This window comes from Novosphingobium aeonii (assembly GCF_052279045.1).
Classification (GTDB): Bacteria; Pseudomonadota; Alphaproteobacteria; order Sphingomonadales; family Sphingomonadaceae; genus Novosphingobium.
Map to the genome: position 1 here is coordinate 3110454 of NZ_CP176832.1, position 16525 is coordinate 3126978.

At 66.3% G+C, this 16525-nt stretch carries 9 protein-coding genes; 4 read left to right on the top strand and 5 right to left on the bottom strand.

All coding sequences use genetic code 11. The features are described 5' to 3' along the window. Positions 1-22 precede the first annotated feature (22 nt). On the bottom strand, positions 23-4765 hold the full coding sequence (locus ACLIMP_RS14850; protein ID WP_324696442.1) for an NAD-glutamate dehydrogenase domain-containing protein: 4743 nt from the start codon (positions 4763-4765) through the stop codon (positions 23-25). A 296-nt stretch (positions 4766-5061) separates the two neighbouring features. Beyond that, a complete protein-coding gene (locus tag ACLIMP_RS14855; RefSeq protein ID WP_324696444.1) occupies positions 5062-6180 on the bottom strand; it encodes a glycoside hydrolase family 68 protein in 1119 nt (372 codons plus the stop codon). A gap of 227 nt (positions 6181-6407) precedes the next feature. Between ACLIMP_RS14855 and ACLIMP_RS14860 the strand changes: the two genes are divergently transcribed. The 4 genes from ACLIMP_RS14860 to ACLIMP_RS14875 all read left to right on the top strand — a co-directional run bounded on the left by ACLIMP_RS14860 (position 6408) and on the right by ACLIMP_RS14875 (position 12523). Further along, a complete protein-coding gene (locus tag ACLIMP_RS14860; RefSeq protein WP_443477934.1) occupies positions 6408-7775 on the top strand; it encodes an MFS transporter in 1368 nt (455 codons plus the stop codon). A gap of 22 nt (positions 7776-7797) precedes the next feature. Further along, positions 7798-8874 (top strand): LacI family DNA-binding transcriptional regulator, encoded by a 1077-nt coding sequence (locus ACLIMP_RS14865; RefSeq protein ID WP_054436329.1) that lies wholly within the window; start codon positions 7798-7800, stop codon positions 8872-8874. A gap of 164 nt (positions 8875-9038) precedes the next feature. Beyond that, a complete protein-coding gene (locus tag ACLIMP_RS14870; RefSeq protein WP_324696448.1) occupies positions 9039-10745 on the top strand; it encodes an Hsp70 family protein in 1707 nt (568 codons plus the stop codon). Beyond that, positions 10742-12523, top strand: a complete 1782-nt coding sequence (locus ACLIMP_RS14875; protein ID WP_324696450.1) for a hypothetical protein — start codon at positions 10742-10744, stop codon at positions 12521-12523. The genes ACLIMP_RS14870 and ACLIMP_RS14875 overlap by 4 nt, the downstream gene beginning before the upstream one ends. Positions 12524-12527: 4 nt before the next feature. On the opposite strand, the gene ACLIMP_RS14880 is transcribed toward ACLIMP_RS14875, so the two are convergent. The 3 genes from ACLIMP_RS14880 to ACLIMP_RS14890 all read right to left on the bottom strand — a co-directional run bounded on the left by ACLIMP_RS14880 (position 12528) and on the right by ACLIMP_RS14890 (position 16521). After that, complete coding sequence (locus ACLIMP_RS14880; RefSeq protein ID WP_324696452.1) at positions 12528-13736, bottom strand: BaiN/RdsA family NAD(P)/FAD-dependent oxidoreductase; 1209 nt, start codon at positions 13734-13736, stop codon at positions 12528-12530. Continuing rightward, complete coding sequence (locus tag ACLIMP_RS14885) at positions 13733-15355, bottom strand: NAD(P)/FAD-dependent oxidoreductase (protein WP_324696454.1); 1623 nt, start codon at positions 15353-15355, stop codon at positions 13733-13735. The genes ACLIMP_RS14880 and ACLIMP_RS14885 overlap by 4 nt, the downstream gene beginning before the upstream one ends. A 212-nt stretch (positions 15356-15567) precedes the next feature. Then, positions 15568-16521, bottom strand: coding sequence for an alpha/beta hydrolase (locus ACLIMP_RS14890; RefSeq protein WP_324696456.1), 954 nt, complete (start codon positions 16519-16521; stop codon positions 15568-15570). Between the last annotated feature and the right edge of the window lie 4 nt (positions 16522-16525).

Below are 16525 nucleotides of genomic sequence, written 5' to 3' on the forward strand. Positions count from 1 at the left end.
CCCGCCCCTGTTTTTCCGGTTCCTAGCGTCCGAGCAGGTTTCGCGCCTGGCTGGCGATCTGGGCCAGCATGGCCGGGCTCAGCGGCACGGTGTTCTCCGCACGCTGGACCATCGAGCGGAAAGTCTGGATCGCGGCGATATGTGCGCGGCCCCATTCCTCGGCCGCCGCCGCCGGGTCGGACTTGCCCGACTTCGTGCGCGCCAGACGCTTGAGGAAGTCGAGCCGCATCTGCTGGAAGTCCCGGGCGAGGCCGGCGACGAGCAGGCGTTCCCATGGGTCCGACGGGTTCATGATCGTGGCGCTGGCCTGCGCCCAGTCAAGCCCCAGTCCGGCGCCGATGCGGGTGAAGGCCCCCACCAGCCGGCGCGCGTCGATCCCGGTCTCGGCGGCGAGATCGGCGATGCCCACCGCTCCGTCGAGGTCGTAGAGATTGGAGACCAGCGCCGCCTCTTCTTCCGGAGCCCCGAGTTCGAGCAGGCCCGCACGCAGCTTCCTGGAATGCACGACGATGCGTTCGCCGAGCAGTTCATGCGTATCCACCGACAGCGCGGCGACCGGGGCACCGATGCGTTCGAGCAGTTCGGCCGGCGGAACCTGTCCGGCTCCGGCGCGCAGCAGGTCGGCCATGTGGCCGCGCACGACGCCCGCCGTGCGGTCGAACAGCGCAATACGCGCGTCTTCCGACATCGGTGCGACTTCGAGACGCTCCCACAGCACGTCGAGATCGAACAACTTCACCGCCAGTGCGAACGCTGCGGCAACCTGCGACAGGTCAGCGCCCTCTTCCTCGGCCAGTTCGAAGGGATGGACGATGCCGAGCCGGTTGACGATCCGATTGGCCAGCTTGGTCGCGATGATCTCACCGGCGAGGCGATGGCCTTCGATGAACCGGGCATACTTCGCCTGCATCGGCTGCGGGAACGCCGCGAGCAGCATCGGCTGGAGCGTGGCGTCGGTAGCGAGGTCGGAGGCCTCGATCGCGGCTTGCAGCACCAGCTTGCCGCTCGAGAGCAGCACCGCGAGTTCGGGACGGGTCAACCCGCGCCCGTCCTGTGCGCGGCGGCCCAGCGCTTCGTTGTCGGCCAGCCCTTCGGTCTTGCGATCAAGGTTGCCGCCTTCTTCCAGCGTCTCGATCAGGCGGATGTGCGAAGGCATCGCAGTGGCCCCGCCGCGCTCGGCGATCGAGAGCGCCAGCGCCTGGAGACGGTTGTCCTCCAGCACCAGTTCGGCAACCTCGTCAGTCATCTCGCGCAGCAGTTCGACGCGCTCTTCCTCGGTGAGCCTGTCGGCCCGCTTGGCGGCGGCCAGCGCGATCTTGATGTTGACCTCGTTGTCCGAACAATCAACGCCCGCCGAGTTATCGATGAAGTCGGTGTTGATCCGCCCGCCGCGCGAAGCGAATTCGATGCGCGCGGCCTGGGTGACGCCGAGGTTGGCGCCCTCCCCGATCACGCGCACGCGCAGTTCGTTGGCGCTGACGCGCAGCGCGTCGTTGGCCGGATCGCCCACGGTGGCGTTGTTCTCGCCCGAGGACTTCACGTAAGTGCCGATGCCGCCGAACCACAACAGGTCGACCGGCGCCCAGAGGATCGCCGAGATCAGCGATTCCGGGTCCAGTTCCGTCGCCTCGATACCAAGCGCCTCGCGCACCTCGTTCGTCAAGGTAATCGATTTAGACTTGCGCGAGAACACGCCGCCGCCCTGCGAAATCAGGGCCTTGTCGTAATCGTCCCAGCTCGAATGCGGCAGGTCGAACATGCGCTTGCGCTCGGCCCAGCTCTTTGCCGCATCCGGGTCGGGATCGAGGAAGATATGGCGGTGATCGAAGGCGGCCACCACCTTGAGCGACTTCGAGAGCAGCATGCCGTTGCCGAACACGTCGCCGGACATGTCGCCGCAGCCGATCACGCGGACCGGGTCGCTCTGCACGTCGACGCCCATTTCAAGGAAGTGGCGCTGCACCGAAAGCCACGCGCCGCGCGCGGTAATGCCCATGGCCTTGTGGTCATAACCGTTGGAGCCGCCGCTGGCGAAAGCGTCGTCGAGCCAGAAGTCGCGCGATTCGGCGATGCCGTTGGCCACGTCGGAGAACTTGGCCGTTCCCTTGTCGGCCGCGACCACGAAGTAGGGATCCTCGCCGTCGAGGATCACCACCGCCTCGGGATGGACCACCTTGTCCGCCACGATATTGTCGGTGATCGACAGCAGGGTGCCGATGAACACCTCGTAACTCGCCTGCCCCTCGGCCGCCCAGCCGGCGCGGTCGAGGGTAGGGTCGGGCAGCTGCTTGGGATAGAAGCCGCCCTTGGCGCCGGTCGGCACGATGACAGCGTTCTTCACGCGCTGCGCCTTCATCAGTCCGAGGATTTCGGTGCGATAGTCGTCCCGGCGATCGGACCAGCGAAGGCCGCCGCGCGCAACCGGCCCGGCGCGCAGGTGAATGCCCTCGACCCGGCGCGAATAGACGAAGATCTCGCGCCACGGCAGCGGCTTGGGCAGCCCCGGAACCAGCGCGGAATCGAGCTTGAAGGCCAGCGCGACTTGCGCCGCGGGCGCGAAGGCATTGGTGCGCAGCATGGCGATGACGACATCGCGGAAAGCGCGCAGCACGCGGTCGTCGTTGATGGCGCTGACATTGGCAAGGCCCGCACGGATCGCCTCCTGCGCCTGTGCCTTGGCCTGCGCGCGATCTCCCTTGAAGGCAGGATCGTGAATGCCGCGGAACAGATCGACGATACCCAGCGTGACCGCCGGTGCGCCAAGAAGAGCATCGACCACAGTGCCGATCCCGAAATGCATGCCTGCCTGCCGCAAGTAGCGATACCAGGCGCGCAGCCAGTCCGCCTCACGCTTGGACAGGCCGAGCCCGGGGACGAGACGGTTGAAAGGATCGTTCTCGGCAAGGTTATTGAGCACGCCGGCCAGGGCGTCCTCGATCATCGGCGCCAGCTTGAGCACTTCGCGCACTTCGCTACCGGACGGCAGCGCGAGCGTGAAATCATGGATCGTGCCGATCCGGCCCTTGTCGAGCGGAGTAGGCATCTCGGCGAGCACGCGGAAGCCGAAATTCTCCAGCGCGGGCACGGCATCGGACAGCGGCAAACTGCCTTCGGCCTGGTAGATCTTGAGGCGAAGCTGCGGCGCCTCGCCGCCATCGTGCTGATAGAGGCGCACCCCGCGGCTGCCGCGCAAGTCGGTGCCGGCATCGCCCACCACGAGACCGCGCATATGCGCAATGTCGAGCGCGGCTTCGGCCGGGCCATAATCGCTGCGATAGGCCATCGGGAAGGCATCGGCATAGCGCGTGGCGATTGCGGCGGCACGGCCCGGCTCCAGCGTCTGGGCAAGTGCGGCCTCGACCGCCTCGCCCCAGCCGCGCAGCATGACTTGCAAGCGGCGATCGAGCGCCTCTTCGTCAAGCACCTGGGCGCCGTCGCGAATATCGACCGTATAGCGCAGCATGGCAAGGTTGCCCGCCTCGACGCTGAGCGACCAGTCCAGCGTCGGCGCTTGCGCGGCTTCCTCGATCATTGCCTGAATGCGCTTGCGCATCTGCGTGGAGAGCGTGTCGCGCGCGATCCAGACGAAGGCGAACAGGTGGCGCGAGAGCGGCGAAGTGGTAACGACCAGACGCGGACGCGGCCGGTCCACCAGCGCGGTCATCGTCGTCGCCAAGCGCTCGACGTCAGCCTCGCCGAAGCCGAGAACCAGATCGTGCGGCAGGCTGGTCATGGCATGGGCCAGCGCCTTGCCGGTATGGCCACCCGGATCGAAGCCGAGCTTGGCGCCCAGACCTGCCAGCAGGCGGCGCAAGCGCGGAACCCGGTCAGGCGCTGCCGCGAGCGCGGCGCTCGTCCACATGCCCGCGTGAACCGAAAGCGCGATCAGCTTCCCGTCCTCGATCACCGGCACCAGGAACAGGTCGAACGGCACGCGGCGGTGCACGGTGGCGATGACATTGGCCTTGATGACCATCGGCGAACGCACCTCGCCCGCTGCGAGCTGGGCATCGAACACCGCAAAAGCGCGATCGTAGCTGGCATCCGACAGGAGATCGCGCGCGTCGCGCTTGCACACGCCGAGCAGGTCGGCATGCGTCCCGTCGCGGTAGCGGGTTACATGGCCGAGCTGGGTCAGCATACCGCCGGCGAACCAGCGCAGCAGTTCCGCGCCTTCGCTGTCGTCCACGCGGTCGGCATCGGCGTCCATCGCCTCGACCATGCGGGGCCAGTCCGCAACGGCAACACGCACATCGGCCAGCGTGGTTTCCAGCGCCGCCTGGAGATCCCGGCGCTGCCGCGCATCGATGCGGTCGGTCTCGATGTAGATCATCGATTCGCGGCGCGTACCGGCCGTTGCGGCATCGGGCAGCGCGGCCAGTTCACCCTGGGCATCGCGTTCGACGAACACGACGGGATGGGCCAGGCGATCGATGACGAGCCCTGCCTCGGCAACCGCTGCCGCCACTGAATCCACCAGGAACGGCATGTCGTCGTTGACGAGCGCGATGCGCAGATAACGCCGCTCCTCGTTCTCCGAAGCGATGTCGATCACCGCCTTGCCGGGCTCACGGTGCGCAGCAAGCGCGAGCAGCACATGCGCCGCTTCTTCAACCCAGGCACTGCCATCGGGCGTGTCGCTCGCCACATCGCCGGGCAGCAGCGAATCGCGAATGCGCGCAGCCAGCGCCGGTTGCAGCGCGGAAGCCTTCCGTCCGGCTTTGGATCGGGTCTTGGGGGCGGCGGTCAGATCGTCTGCGCTCATTGCATTCTCCCGCAAATCAACGGCATGCGGCAACTGCGCGTTTCGCGGCGCGTCAGCTGCCCCACGACAAATATAGGGCCGGTCGTGCGATCCGGCATCCACCGCCAGCCCTTTTTTGGCAAGGGTAGCGGTGTAGCCTTTCCGGTGATGCGACCTTGCACCACAGCAGCCCGAAGCGACCGGCCGGTCTGTTCGGCGTTAGGCGGAGTTGTAACGCCATTTCACTATCGCGCAATATTCGTTTAACCGCGCGAAATTGAATAATTTGCATCTGGAAGACGAACGCTCCGCCGGTATCACTCGAGAGAGGCGTTCCGGCCACTCAGCCGCAGCTTGAGGAAAGGTGCGAATGTCCCGCCGAACCGCGCGCGCCCTTGGGGCTTGGCAAGGGCGTTCGGATCGTCGAGCCCCCAGTAATCGACGAAGCTGGCTACGGTCAGGTCAGGGAGCACCCACCAGCTATAGGCTTGAAACGGCTCTCGCTCGGGATTGGCAAAGACGAGCCCGTGCCCGTTGAGCAGGTGCCACGGACCGCGGATATCCGACGCTACAGCGCCGTAGAGCCCGGTCGGTGCCTCCACTCCCGGCGCGAATACGTGTGCTTGCGTGGACCAGAACAGGTAGCACCGGCCATCATGCACAACGACATGCGGGCGTTCGAGTTCGTTGTTCACGCCTGCAGCATCGATCGCAGGCGGCAACTTGCGATAGGTCCCGTCGTCGTCCTGACGAGCGAGGCCGATGACGCCGTTGTAAGCCTCCTCGCTGGCGGCGGAGGAGGCCGTGAACAGCAGGTATCGCCGCCCGTCGGGCGCGCGATAGGGTGCCGGATCGCGGAAAGCCTTGATCTGCCCGCTCCGCCCGGCGCCCTCGTGACGGCTCATGTAGAGGAGGTCCGCCGGTGCAACGATCTCCTCCGGTTCGGTCCAATCACTGAAAACCTGCCCCTCGTCGGCCAGTCGCGCCCGGCTCGCGAACAGGCGCTGCCGAAACGAGGGCACGTGCTCCCCCCTCTCACCTGCCGCCGTGAAGCGCAGCACGACCTGGCCGGCATCCAACGTCGCCGAGCCTGACCATTCGCGGCTGCCGGGCGTGAGACCTTCCCGGAAGGTTTGCCCGAGATGATGGAAGCCTTCGGCAGTACGATGGAAATGATGGATGCGGGCATGGGCGTGACGCTGTTCGGGATCGTCGAATACGTCAGCGGCAAGCGCGAACCACAGTTCGCCGCCACGCCAGGGAACCGGCCGTCCGTCACCATCGCCGAGCGGCCAGGAATCCCACACGTCGAGCCCCGGCGTGTCCCGCGCGACCTTGCCGATGACAGGTGCGCGGTTGATCGTGTTGCCCGACAAACGGGAAAGATCGGCGGGCGACCAGCGCAGCGGTGAAATCGCGATCTCGGTGTCCGACATGAAACGGCAGTCCCCCCGCACGAATAGGCCCCGGATGCGCAATGGATTGCAAGACATCCCTCCCTTCACGTCAAGTACGCATAGAACCGTAGTGGATTCAACCGGGGTCGCCTTGGGACCGAAAATCCTGCATTCCTTTGCAATTCCGACCGCGGCCATTCCGAAACCGAACAGGCCGTGCGTCCGGTTACGCCGCAGATGGGCCGCGTCATTTCGGAGACCAGTCTATGCATCCTGCCCGAAGGCCGAAACTCTCGCTGCTGCGCATTTGCGAGATGAACGCCGGTTTCTTCGGGCTCCAGTTCAGCTTCGGCCTGCAGCAGGCCAACATGAGCCCGATCTACCGCACGCTCGGCGCATCCGAGGCCAGCCTGCCACTGCTCTGGCTCGCCGGCCCTGCAACCGGGCTGCTGGTACAGCCGCTGATCGGCGCGATGAGCGACCGCACCCGATCGAGAATGGGGCGGCGAACGCCCTACTTCCTGATCGGTGCAGTGCTCTGCTCGCTCTGCCTTCTGGCGATGCCGCATTCTCCCGCGCTCTGGGCGGCGGCGGCCCTGCTCTGGCTGCTGGATGCCGGCAACAATGTAACGATGGAGCCCTACCGCGCCTACATTGCCGACCGTCTCTCGCCGGAACAACAGGCCACCGGATTCCTCACCCAAAGCGCCTTCACCGGGCTTGCCCAGACCCTTGCCTACCTCGCTCCCTCGCTTCTGGCCTTCATGATCGACCGCGAACTGCTCGGCCCTAACGGAATACCGGTCATCGTGCGGGCCGCCTTCACGATCGGGGCCGTGCTCTCCGTCTCGACGATCGTCTGGTCGATCCTGCGCGTTCCCGAACTGCCCCTCGCACCGCAAGAACATGCCGCCATCGCCGGAAAGAGCTTCAGGCCCCGCGCCCTGCTGCGCGAAGTGGTGCAAGCCCTGAACGAGATGCCCCGGCCGATGCGCAGGATGATCCCGGCGATGCTCTGCCAATGGTACGCGATGTTCGTCTATTGGCAGTACATTACCGAGGCGATCGCACGATCGCTGTTCGACACTGCCAGTCCGGCCACTCCCGCCTATCGCGCGGCGACGCTTGCCGCGCAGGAGTTGGGCGCGCTCTACAATACCGTCGCATTCCTGGGCGCGCTGGCACTGATACCGCTCGTTCGGCGCCTGGGAGCCCGGAAAGTGCATGTCGCCTGCCTCGCCGCGTCCGGGCTTGCCATGCTGTTGATCCCCGCCGCCCCCTCCATTGCCGTGCTCGCTTTCCTGATGCTGGGCGTAGGCCTCGGCTGGGCCGGCATGATGGCCAATCCCTACGTCATGCTTGCCGAAGCAATCCCGCATGACCGGGTCGGAGTGTACATGGGGATTTTCAATATTTTAATCGTGATTCCAATGTTGATCGAGACGCTGACGGTGCCATTGCTCTATAACCCCCTGCTGGCTTCCGATCCGCGCGCCGCGCTGATCCTGGCCGGGATCTTCATGCTGGCCGGTGCAGGTGCGACGTGGTTCGTCGGCCCTTCCCGCCTGCCACATGAAGGGACACGCGAACGATACTCCGATGCCCCGCTTCCGCCGCGGGATTCGAACTGTTAATGGCCGGAAAAAGGGAAGTTGGATGGCCGGCAAGGTAGAACCGACAATCACGGTAGAGGATGACACCGATCGCACGAGCGAAAGTGGCATCAGGTTGCAAGTGCGCACGCTCGCCGATCTGGCGCGCATCGCCGGCGTTTCAGCGGGCACGGTATCGCGGGCGTTGGCGGGGAAAGCGCTCGTCAATCCCGAAACCCGCGATCGCATCCAGGCGCTCGCCCGCCAGCACGGGTTCCAGCCGAACCAGATGGCCAGCAAGCTGCGTACCGGGCGAACCGGGGTGATCGGCGTCGTCATTCCGCTGAGCCACGAGAAACGCCAGCACATCTCCGATCCGTTCTTCCTGACCCTGCTCGGCCATCTTGCGGACGAACTGACCGAAAGCGGCTTCGACGTCATGCTCAGCCGCGCCATGCCCGACGGCACGTCGAACTGGCTGGACCGTCTCACCGGCTCCGGCATGGTGGACGGCCTTATCGTCATCGGCCAGTCCGACCAGTACCACCTCATCGAACGCGCCGCCCAGAGCTACCGGCCGATGGTGGTATGGGGCCATTACCGCAGCGGACAAACGCACTGCGCCGTCGGCACAGACAATGAAGCAGGCGGCCGCATCGCGGTGGAACACCTGCTCGCAAGCGGGGCCCGCAATCTCGCCTTCCTCGGTCAGACCGGCGGGATCGAGATCGCCACCCGCTTTCGCGGCGCGGCGGCGGCTGCCGAAGCGGCGGGCGCACCCTTCGCCTATCTCCCCGTCGAACTGGCCGATGCGTCGATGGGGCCGCAGATCGAGGAAGCCCTGTCCCGCGCCGATCTCGAGATAGACGGGATCGTCGCAGCCTCGGACCTTGTCGCCATGTCCGCGCTGCGCGCGCTGCACGACATGGGCCGGTCCGTTCCCGGGCAAGTCCGCATCGTCGGTTTCGACGACCTTCCTCTCGCCGCGCAAACAACGCCGCCCCTCACCACCATCCGTCAGGAGATAGCGGAGGGAGCCCGCGCGCTGGTGGAGAAACTGAAGGCGCGGATCGAGGGTGAAACCACCCTCAGCCTCGTCATGCCGCCCAAGCTAGTGATACGCCAGACAACGCGGGCCTGATACCCGCTCACGACTCACTCTTTTTCCCCGCCACTTCATGCTTCCGGTAACGGACCTATGACGCTAGTCAGCGTTGGGCCCGAACCGGAATCACGTTTCCGGCGGCAAGGTGCGACAATGAGGGGAAATTTTCAGGTGGCTCTGAAAGTGAGCGGCATGGCGCCATGCTGATCGGTATCGATCTGGGGACGACGAACAGTGCCGTTGCGATCTGGCGCGACGGCGAAGCCACGCTCGTCCCGAACGCCCTCGGCGAACTTCTCACATCCTCGGCTGTCTCCATCGAGAAAAGCGGGCAGGCATGGATCGGACGCTCCGCGCTGGATAGGCTCGCGAACCAGCCTCAGGATACCGCCAGCAGTTTCAAGCGCCTGATGGGCACCGCCAGCACCGCGCGGCTGGGCGGGAAGGACTACGGGGCGGAGGACCTGTCCGCGCTGGTACTCGGCGCGCTGGTGAGCGATGTCGAGGCCCTCATGGGTCAGCGCCCGACAGAGGCGGTGATCACCGTACCGGCCTACTTCAACGACCGCCAGCGCAAGGCCACGCGCCGCGCCGGCGAACTGGCCGGCCTCACCGTGCGCCGCCTGATCAACGAACCGACCGCCGCCGCGCTGGCCTTCGGCCTTCAGGACAAGGGCGACCGCGAACCGTTCCTGGTCTTCGATCTCGGCGGCGGCACGTTCGACGTCTCCATCGTCGAGATGTTCGACGGCATCGTCGAGGTCCGCGCTTCCGCGGGCGACAACCGTCTTGGCGGCGACGATTTCGACCTGGTGTTGGCTTCCCTGATGAAGCCGCGCATCGATCCGGAGCACCGGCTTGAATCGCTTTCGGCCGAACACCGCGAAGCACTGCTCAAGCGCGCCGCCGAAGCCTGCCGCCGCACGCTGAGTTCCGCGAACGAAGCCGAATTCGCCGTGGTCGTCGGCGAGGAGCGCCTTGCCGCCACCGTGACCGAAGCCGAGTTCGAGGCGGCCTGTGAGCCGTTGCTGCGCCGCCTGCGTGAACCCGTGGTGCGCGCATTGCGTGACTGCGCGATCGATGCGGCCGAACTGTCCGAAGTGGTGCTGGTGGGAGGTGCCACGCGCATGCCGGTGGTGCGCCGCGCGATCACCCGCCTGTTCGGCCGGTTTCCCAACAGCTCGGTCCACCCCGACCATGCCGTGGCGCTGGGCGCTGCGATGCAGGCCGCGCTGGTAGGCCGCGATGCCGCGCTTGACGAAATCCGCATTACCGACGTCTGCCCCTTCACCCTCGGCGTGGAAGTGGCCGAGCAGGACGGTTACGGCGGCCTTCAGCGCGGGCTCTTCTCTCCGGTGATCGAGCGCAACACGCCGGTACCGGTCAGCCGCATGAACGTCTACTCCACCCTGGGAGACAACCAGAAGAAGCTGGAATTCGGCATCTATCAAGGCGAAGCGCGCGAGGTGAAGGGCAACGTCAAGCTGGGCGAGATCACGATCCCCGTCCCGGCGCGCCCGGCCGGAGAAGTCTCTGCGGAAGTGCGTTTTTCCTACGACAGTTCCGGCCTGCTCGAGATCGACGTCCACGTGCCGGCGAGCGGCATCGAACGCAATCTCGTCATCGTCGATGAAGAGGACCGGCCGGACCGCAGGGAACTGGAAAGCCGCCGCGCCGCGCTCGCGAAGCTCAAGTTCCATCCGCGCGAGGATGCAGGCAACGTGGCGCTGATGGCGCGCGCGGAACGCTGCTACGAAGACCACATCGGCGAGGTGCGGCAGGCAATCGGCCATTGGATAACCCAGTTCGCCGGTGCGCTCGACACGCAGGATCCGCGCCGCATTGCCGATGCCCGCACGATGCTGGCCGCCCGGCTCGATGAAATCGAGAGCGCGGGGCCATTATGAGCGACGGCGCGCCCTGGTCGATCCTGGGCATCGAGAAGACCTCCGATAGCGCAGCCATCCGCAAAGCCTATGCCGCGCGGCTGAAGGCGATGGATGTGGACAGGGATGTCACCGGCTTCGCTCAGTTGCGGCAAGCCCGGGACCTGGCCCTGCGCCTCGCCCGCAACATCGACCTCCCGCCGGTGGAAGAGGAAGCCGAAACCGCTGCGGAGCCGGAATTCGGCCCCTCGCCCGAGGCGCCTCCACGCTGGACTTACGCCGCGCCGGAACTTCCGGGTGAATGGCAGACGGGTACCGATCTGGCCGCCCGTCCCGGCGAGCCGGACGATTCGACGATGCTTGGCCGCATGGCCTGGGCGGCAGCCGCCGCGCGGGAAGGCGTGAGCGGCGCGGGCATTCCGCTCACCACGATCGATCCCTTCACCGCCCCGTTCCTCCCCGGCAATCACGCAGCAGACGATGCCCTTGGCCTGCGCCCCGGCGAAAGCCCGGCGGAACGGCTCGCGATCCTTCTCGATCCCGAGAGCGAGACCGCGGCAGAGCCCCTGACCGAGACCGAAGCCCGGCAGGCGACGCGGGCCCTGCGCAAGATACTCGACGATGCGGCGCAGTCCCACGTCACGCGCCAGCAGCAGATAGAAGACTGGCTGGCCGAAGTCCTGGCACGCGGCTGGCCGCGCTCCGCGCCGCTTCTGGAAGATGCCAATGCCGCTTTCGGCTGGGAGCGCGAATGGGCGGCCCATGACGCGCGCGCCGGCGTGGCTTTCCTTGGCGCAAGGCTGCGCGGCTACCGCTTCCAGCAGAACGTCCTCCAACCCGGCCATCGCTACAACAAGGCGTGGAACGAACTTGTCCGTCCCGGCAAGGCAAGCCCTTTCCGCATGCTCAGCGGCCCGAGCCAGGGGGATGTGGACGCGCTGCTGCGCGGGGTGCGCAAGAATTTCCCCGAGCTCGAATCGCATTTCGCTCCCGAACGCGTCGCCTCGTGGGAGGGCGGCAATCCGTTCATGACCGGGCTTCTGGTCGCCCTCGGCCTCATCGCCTTCGCCATCGTGCTCGCCGTCGCGCAGACTTCGAACTCCCCATCCTCGCGGCCGGACCGGGTCGCCGCCGCAAGCCCGCTGGAAGCTCAGGGCGAGGAAGCGGAAACGGTGCCCGGAGACGGCGCCGTTACCCGGATCGTCCAGGCTTCGATCAGGGAAGCCTTTGGCGAGGATCGCGACATGAACTGGCTCCAGACGTTCCAGCCGGAACTGGCGCAAGTCTTCACCGCCAATGCCCGCAACGGCGTGAAGACCGGCGAGGAAGAGCCGGTCTTGATCGACAAGGCCGTCGCGATCGTTCGCGAACGCAGCTACCGGAACGGAAGGGACCTTTCGGGCGACTTGTTCGAAAAGGCGATGCGGCTGCGCCTCGGCCAACTTCGCGCGGCGCGCGAACAGGGAGCATCCGCCTGTCGCCAACTGGGCAACTCCGGCTGGCTAGACTCATTGGAGGTTTCGCCCGAACTGCGCAGCAAGGAGCGCGACTATGCCGTGCAACTGGTAGAAAGCCATGCCCTCGGCGCGCCCAAGGCCAGCGACCAGCACAGCGCGATGGTCCCCGGCACGCTCATCGAAGACGTGATGAAAGCCACCAAACTCAGCCAGAGCGAGGTCGCCGAAGCGATGCAAGGCAAGAGCAGCGATGCCAACCGCTGCGCCGTCACCATCGCCCTGCTCGACAAGACGCTGGGCTGGCGGGGCAAGAACCGCAGGGATATCCTGATGACGCTCTGAAGCGTCAGACCGCCAACCCCGCTGCCCGCGCGCTGGCCCAGGCCCATTGGAAATTGTAGCCGCCAAGCCAGCCCGTCACGTCAGCAGCCTCGCCGATCACATATAGCCCCGGAACCTTGCGAGCCTCCATCGTCTTGGAGGAGATGCCGCCGGTATCGATGCCACCAGCGGTAACTTCCGCCTTGGCGAAGCCTTCCGAACCGTCCGGCACGAACGGCCAGCGCGCCAGCTTCGCTTCGGCCGCCGCGAGCGCCTTGTCGGACATGGCGCCGAGTTCGCCGTTCAGGCCGAGCCTTTCGCACAGCACATCCACCAGCCGTTCCGGCAGTCCTTCGCCCAGCACCTTGCGGAGTGCCGTGCGCGGGCGATCGCGCTTGGCGTCCCTCAGCCAGCCTTCGCCCCGGTCCGGCAGGAACTGCGTCGTCACGGTCTGTCCGCGCTGCCAGTAGCTCGATATCTGGAGGATGGCCGGGCCGGAGAGCCCGCGGTGCGTAAACAGCGCCGCCTCGCGGAACGCGGCCTTGCCGCCCGCCTTGCCGTCTATGCGCGCGACGACCTCGGTCGACACGCCGGACAACTCGCGGAACAAGGCCTCGTCGCCCGAAAGCGTCAACGGCACCAGGGCGGGGCGCGGCTGGACAACCTTGAGCCCGAACTTGCGGGCCAGGTCATAGGCGATCCCGGTCGCGCCCATTTTCGGGATCGAAGGCCCCCCGGTCGCGATCACGAGCGCCGGGGCCGTCGCCATGCGCTCGCCGAAAGCGACGCGGTAGAGCCCGTCGGCATGATCGATTTCACCAAGCGCATCGCCGCAGTTCACCGCGACGCCGCCCTTGGCGCATTCCTCCAGCAACATCGCCACGATCTGCCTGGCCGAACCGTCGCAGAACAGTTGACCCAGCGTCTTTTCGTGCCAGGCGATGCCATAGGCATCGACCAGCGCAATGAAATCGGCCGCAGTATAACGGCTGAGCGCGGATTTCGCGAAGTGAGGATTGCCCGAAAGGTAGCGGTCGGGCGCAGTGTGAACGTTGGTGAAGTTGCAGCGCCCGCCGCCCGAGATCAGGATCTTCTTGCCCGGCTGATCGGCATGGTCGAGCAGCAGCACGCGCTTGCCGCGCTGTCCGGCCGTCGCCGCGCAGAACAGCCCGGCCGCGCCGGCGCCGAGAACGATGACATCGTATGGCACGATGCCCGCCGTGGATGCCGTCATGCCGGCGCCAGTTCCAGCGCGAGCGCTTCGGCCACGCGGATGCCGTCAACCGCAGCCGAGAGGATGCCCCCGGCGTAGCCCGCCCCTTCGCCCGCAGGGTAAAGCCCCCGCGTATTGAGGCTCTGCAGGTCCTTGCCGCGCGTGATCCGAACCGGCGATGACGTGCGCGTTTCCACGCCCGTCATCACCACGTCGGGGTGATCGTAACCCGGCACCTGTCGGCCGAACACCGGCAGCGCCTCGCGGATCGCATCCACCACGAAATCGGGCAGGCACTGCTTGAGTTCGGTCAGGTGGACACCGGGCTGATAGCTCGGAATAACTTCGCCGAACTCGCTCGAAGGCCGGTCGGCCAGGAAATCGCCCAGCTTCTGGCCGGGCGCCTTGTAGTTTTCACCGCCGGCCTTGTAGGCCAGTTCCTCGAACTTGCGCTGGAAGGCGATGCCCGCCAACGGATCGCCGGGGTAGTCCTTGTCCGGATCGATATCGACCACGAGGCCGGAATTGGCATTGAACTCGGCGCGCGAATACTGGCTCATGCCGTTGGTGACGACGCGGCCCGGCTCGCTTGCCGCCGCCACGACCCGCCCGCCCGGACACATGCAGAAACTGTAGACTGTGCGCCCGTTCGAAGCCTTGTGCGCGATCGAATAGGCGGCAGGACCAAGGATCTTGTTGCCCGCGTTGTCGCCATAACGCGCCGTGTCGATCCAGCTCTGCGGATGCTCGATGCGCACGCCGATCGCGAAAGGCTTGGCCTCGATATGGACGCCGCGGCCGTGCAGCACCTCGAAAGTGTCACGCGCGGAATGGCCCACCGCCATGATGACGTGGGTGGCGGGCAGGAATTCTCCGTTGGAGAGATGCAGGCCGGTGATGCGGCGCTCGCCGTCCTCACCCTGCGCGACCTCGAAATCATCGACGCGGGTGCCGAAACGGTATTCGCCGCCAAGTTGCTCGATCGTCTCGCGCATCGACATCACCATGGTGACGAGACGGAACGTGCCGATATGCGGGTGGGCCTCGGTAAGGATGTCGTCCGGCGCACCGGCCTTGACGAATTCGGTCAGCACCTTGCGGCCGAGGTGGCGACTGTCCTTGATGCGGCTGTAGAGCTTGCCGTCGGAAAACGTGCCCGCTCCGCCCTCGCCGAACTGCACGTTGCTCTCGGTATCGAGCACCGAGCGGCGCCAGAGCCCCCAGGTATCCTTCGTCCGCTCGCGCACGGCCTTGCCGCGCTCGACGATGATCGGCCTGAAGCCCATCTGTGCAAGCACAAGTGCGGCCAGCAGTCCGCAGGGACCGGCGCCGATCACCACCGGTCGCGGGCCATCGAAGCCTTCCGGCGCATGGGCGACGAACTTGTATGACGTATCCGGCGTCGGGCGCACGTGCTGGTCGCCATGATGCGCCGCCAGCACTTTGGCCTCGTCCTTCACCAGCACGTCCAGCGTGTAGACCAGCTTGATCGCGTTCTTGCGCCGCGCGTCATTACCGCGGCGCACCACCGTGACGCGCTCGAGAGCGCCGGGTTCGATCCCCAGCCGCGCGCAGACGGCGGCGTCGAGTTCCTCAGGGGCATGGTCGAGCGGCATGGTAAGGTCGGACAAGCGTAACATTCGCGGGCCCTTATACCCGTTCGGTCCAGGACGCCACGGCTTTGCGGGACCGCCGGGGTGCCGTTATGGCAAACCCGCTTGAAGCGGAAAGAAAATCCCCAACGGCTCACAACGCGCCCTCGCCCCGGCGATGTGCCCATGAACCGGAACGCAGCAGTGAGGGAGAGTTCACCTTCCCGGGCGGTTCACCCCAAAAGCGCGCGCCTTGTCGATCACCTTTCGGCGAGAATTCCCGCAAGCCATTGCGAAGCCTCGCCAATCGCCCGATCGGCAAGACCCGAAACGGAAACGGCCTCAAGAAAGCTATGCGTGGCGCCCGGATAGACGCGCAGTTCGGTCGCCACGCCTGCTTTCGCGAGTCGCGCCGCCATCTCAAGGTTCTCGTCAAGCAGCACATCGCATTCGGCTACGCAGAGCCATGAAGGCGCAAGCCCCCCAAGCTCTGCATGAAGCGGCCGGGCGAGCGGATCGTCAACCGGCTCCTGGCCGAGATAGCTCGCCCAGAATTCGTCCATCTCCGGCCCGGTGAGCATGTAGCGATCGCCATCCCCATAACGGCGATAGCTTCCTGTCCAGGTGCCGTCCCAAGCGCCATAATTGAGCAGAAGGCCAAGCGGCATCACGGCCCCGACGGTCCTGCGGCGCAGGGCTGCGGCAACCGCGAGATTCGCGCCCGCACTGTCTCCGCCCAGTGCATAACGCGCCGGGTCCAGGCCGTGCGCCGCCCCTGCACCGGCAAGCCAGTCCAGTACCTCCGTGATCGCCTCGATGGCGCAAGGGAAGCGCTGCTCCGGCGCCAGCGGATAATCGATGCCCAGCACCGCGCAGCCGGCTCGGCCTGCATATTCCCGCATCAGCCGGTCATGGGTGTCGATGCTGAACAGGGTCCATCCGCCGCCGTGAAGGTAGACGAGCACGGGCAGGTTCGCTTCGACGGAGGGCCGGTGAATGCGGATTCGCACGCCGGAGGCTCCGACATGGAACTCATCCGCGGCGGCCATCGCCGGGCCGCCCGCTCGCCATGGCTCCCGCTGCCGTTCGGCAATCGCACGGCGCTCGGAGACCGAAATCCCCGGCCGCGAGCCGAGGGCCGCCGAGGCGGCGAACATCGCGGTCAGCCATGACCGGATTTCGGGATCGACATCGTCATTGGGAAACCGTGCCATCGAA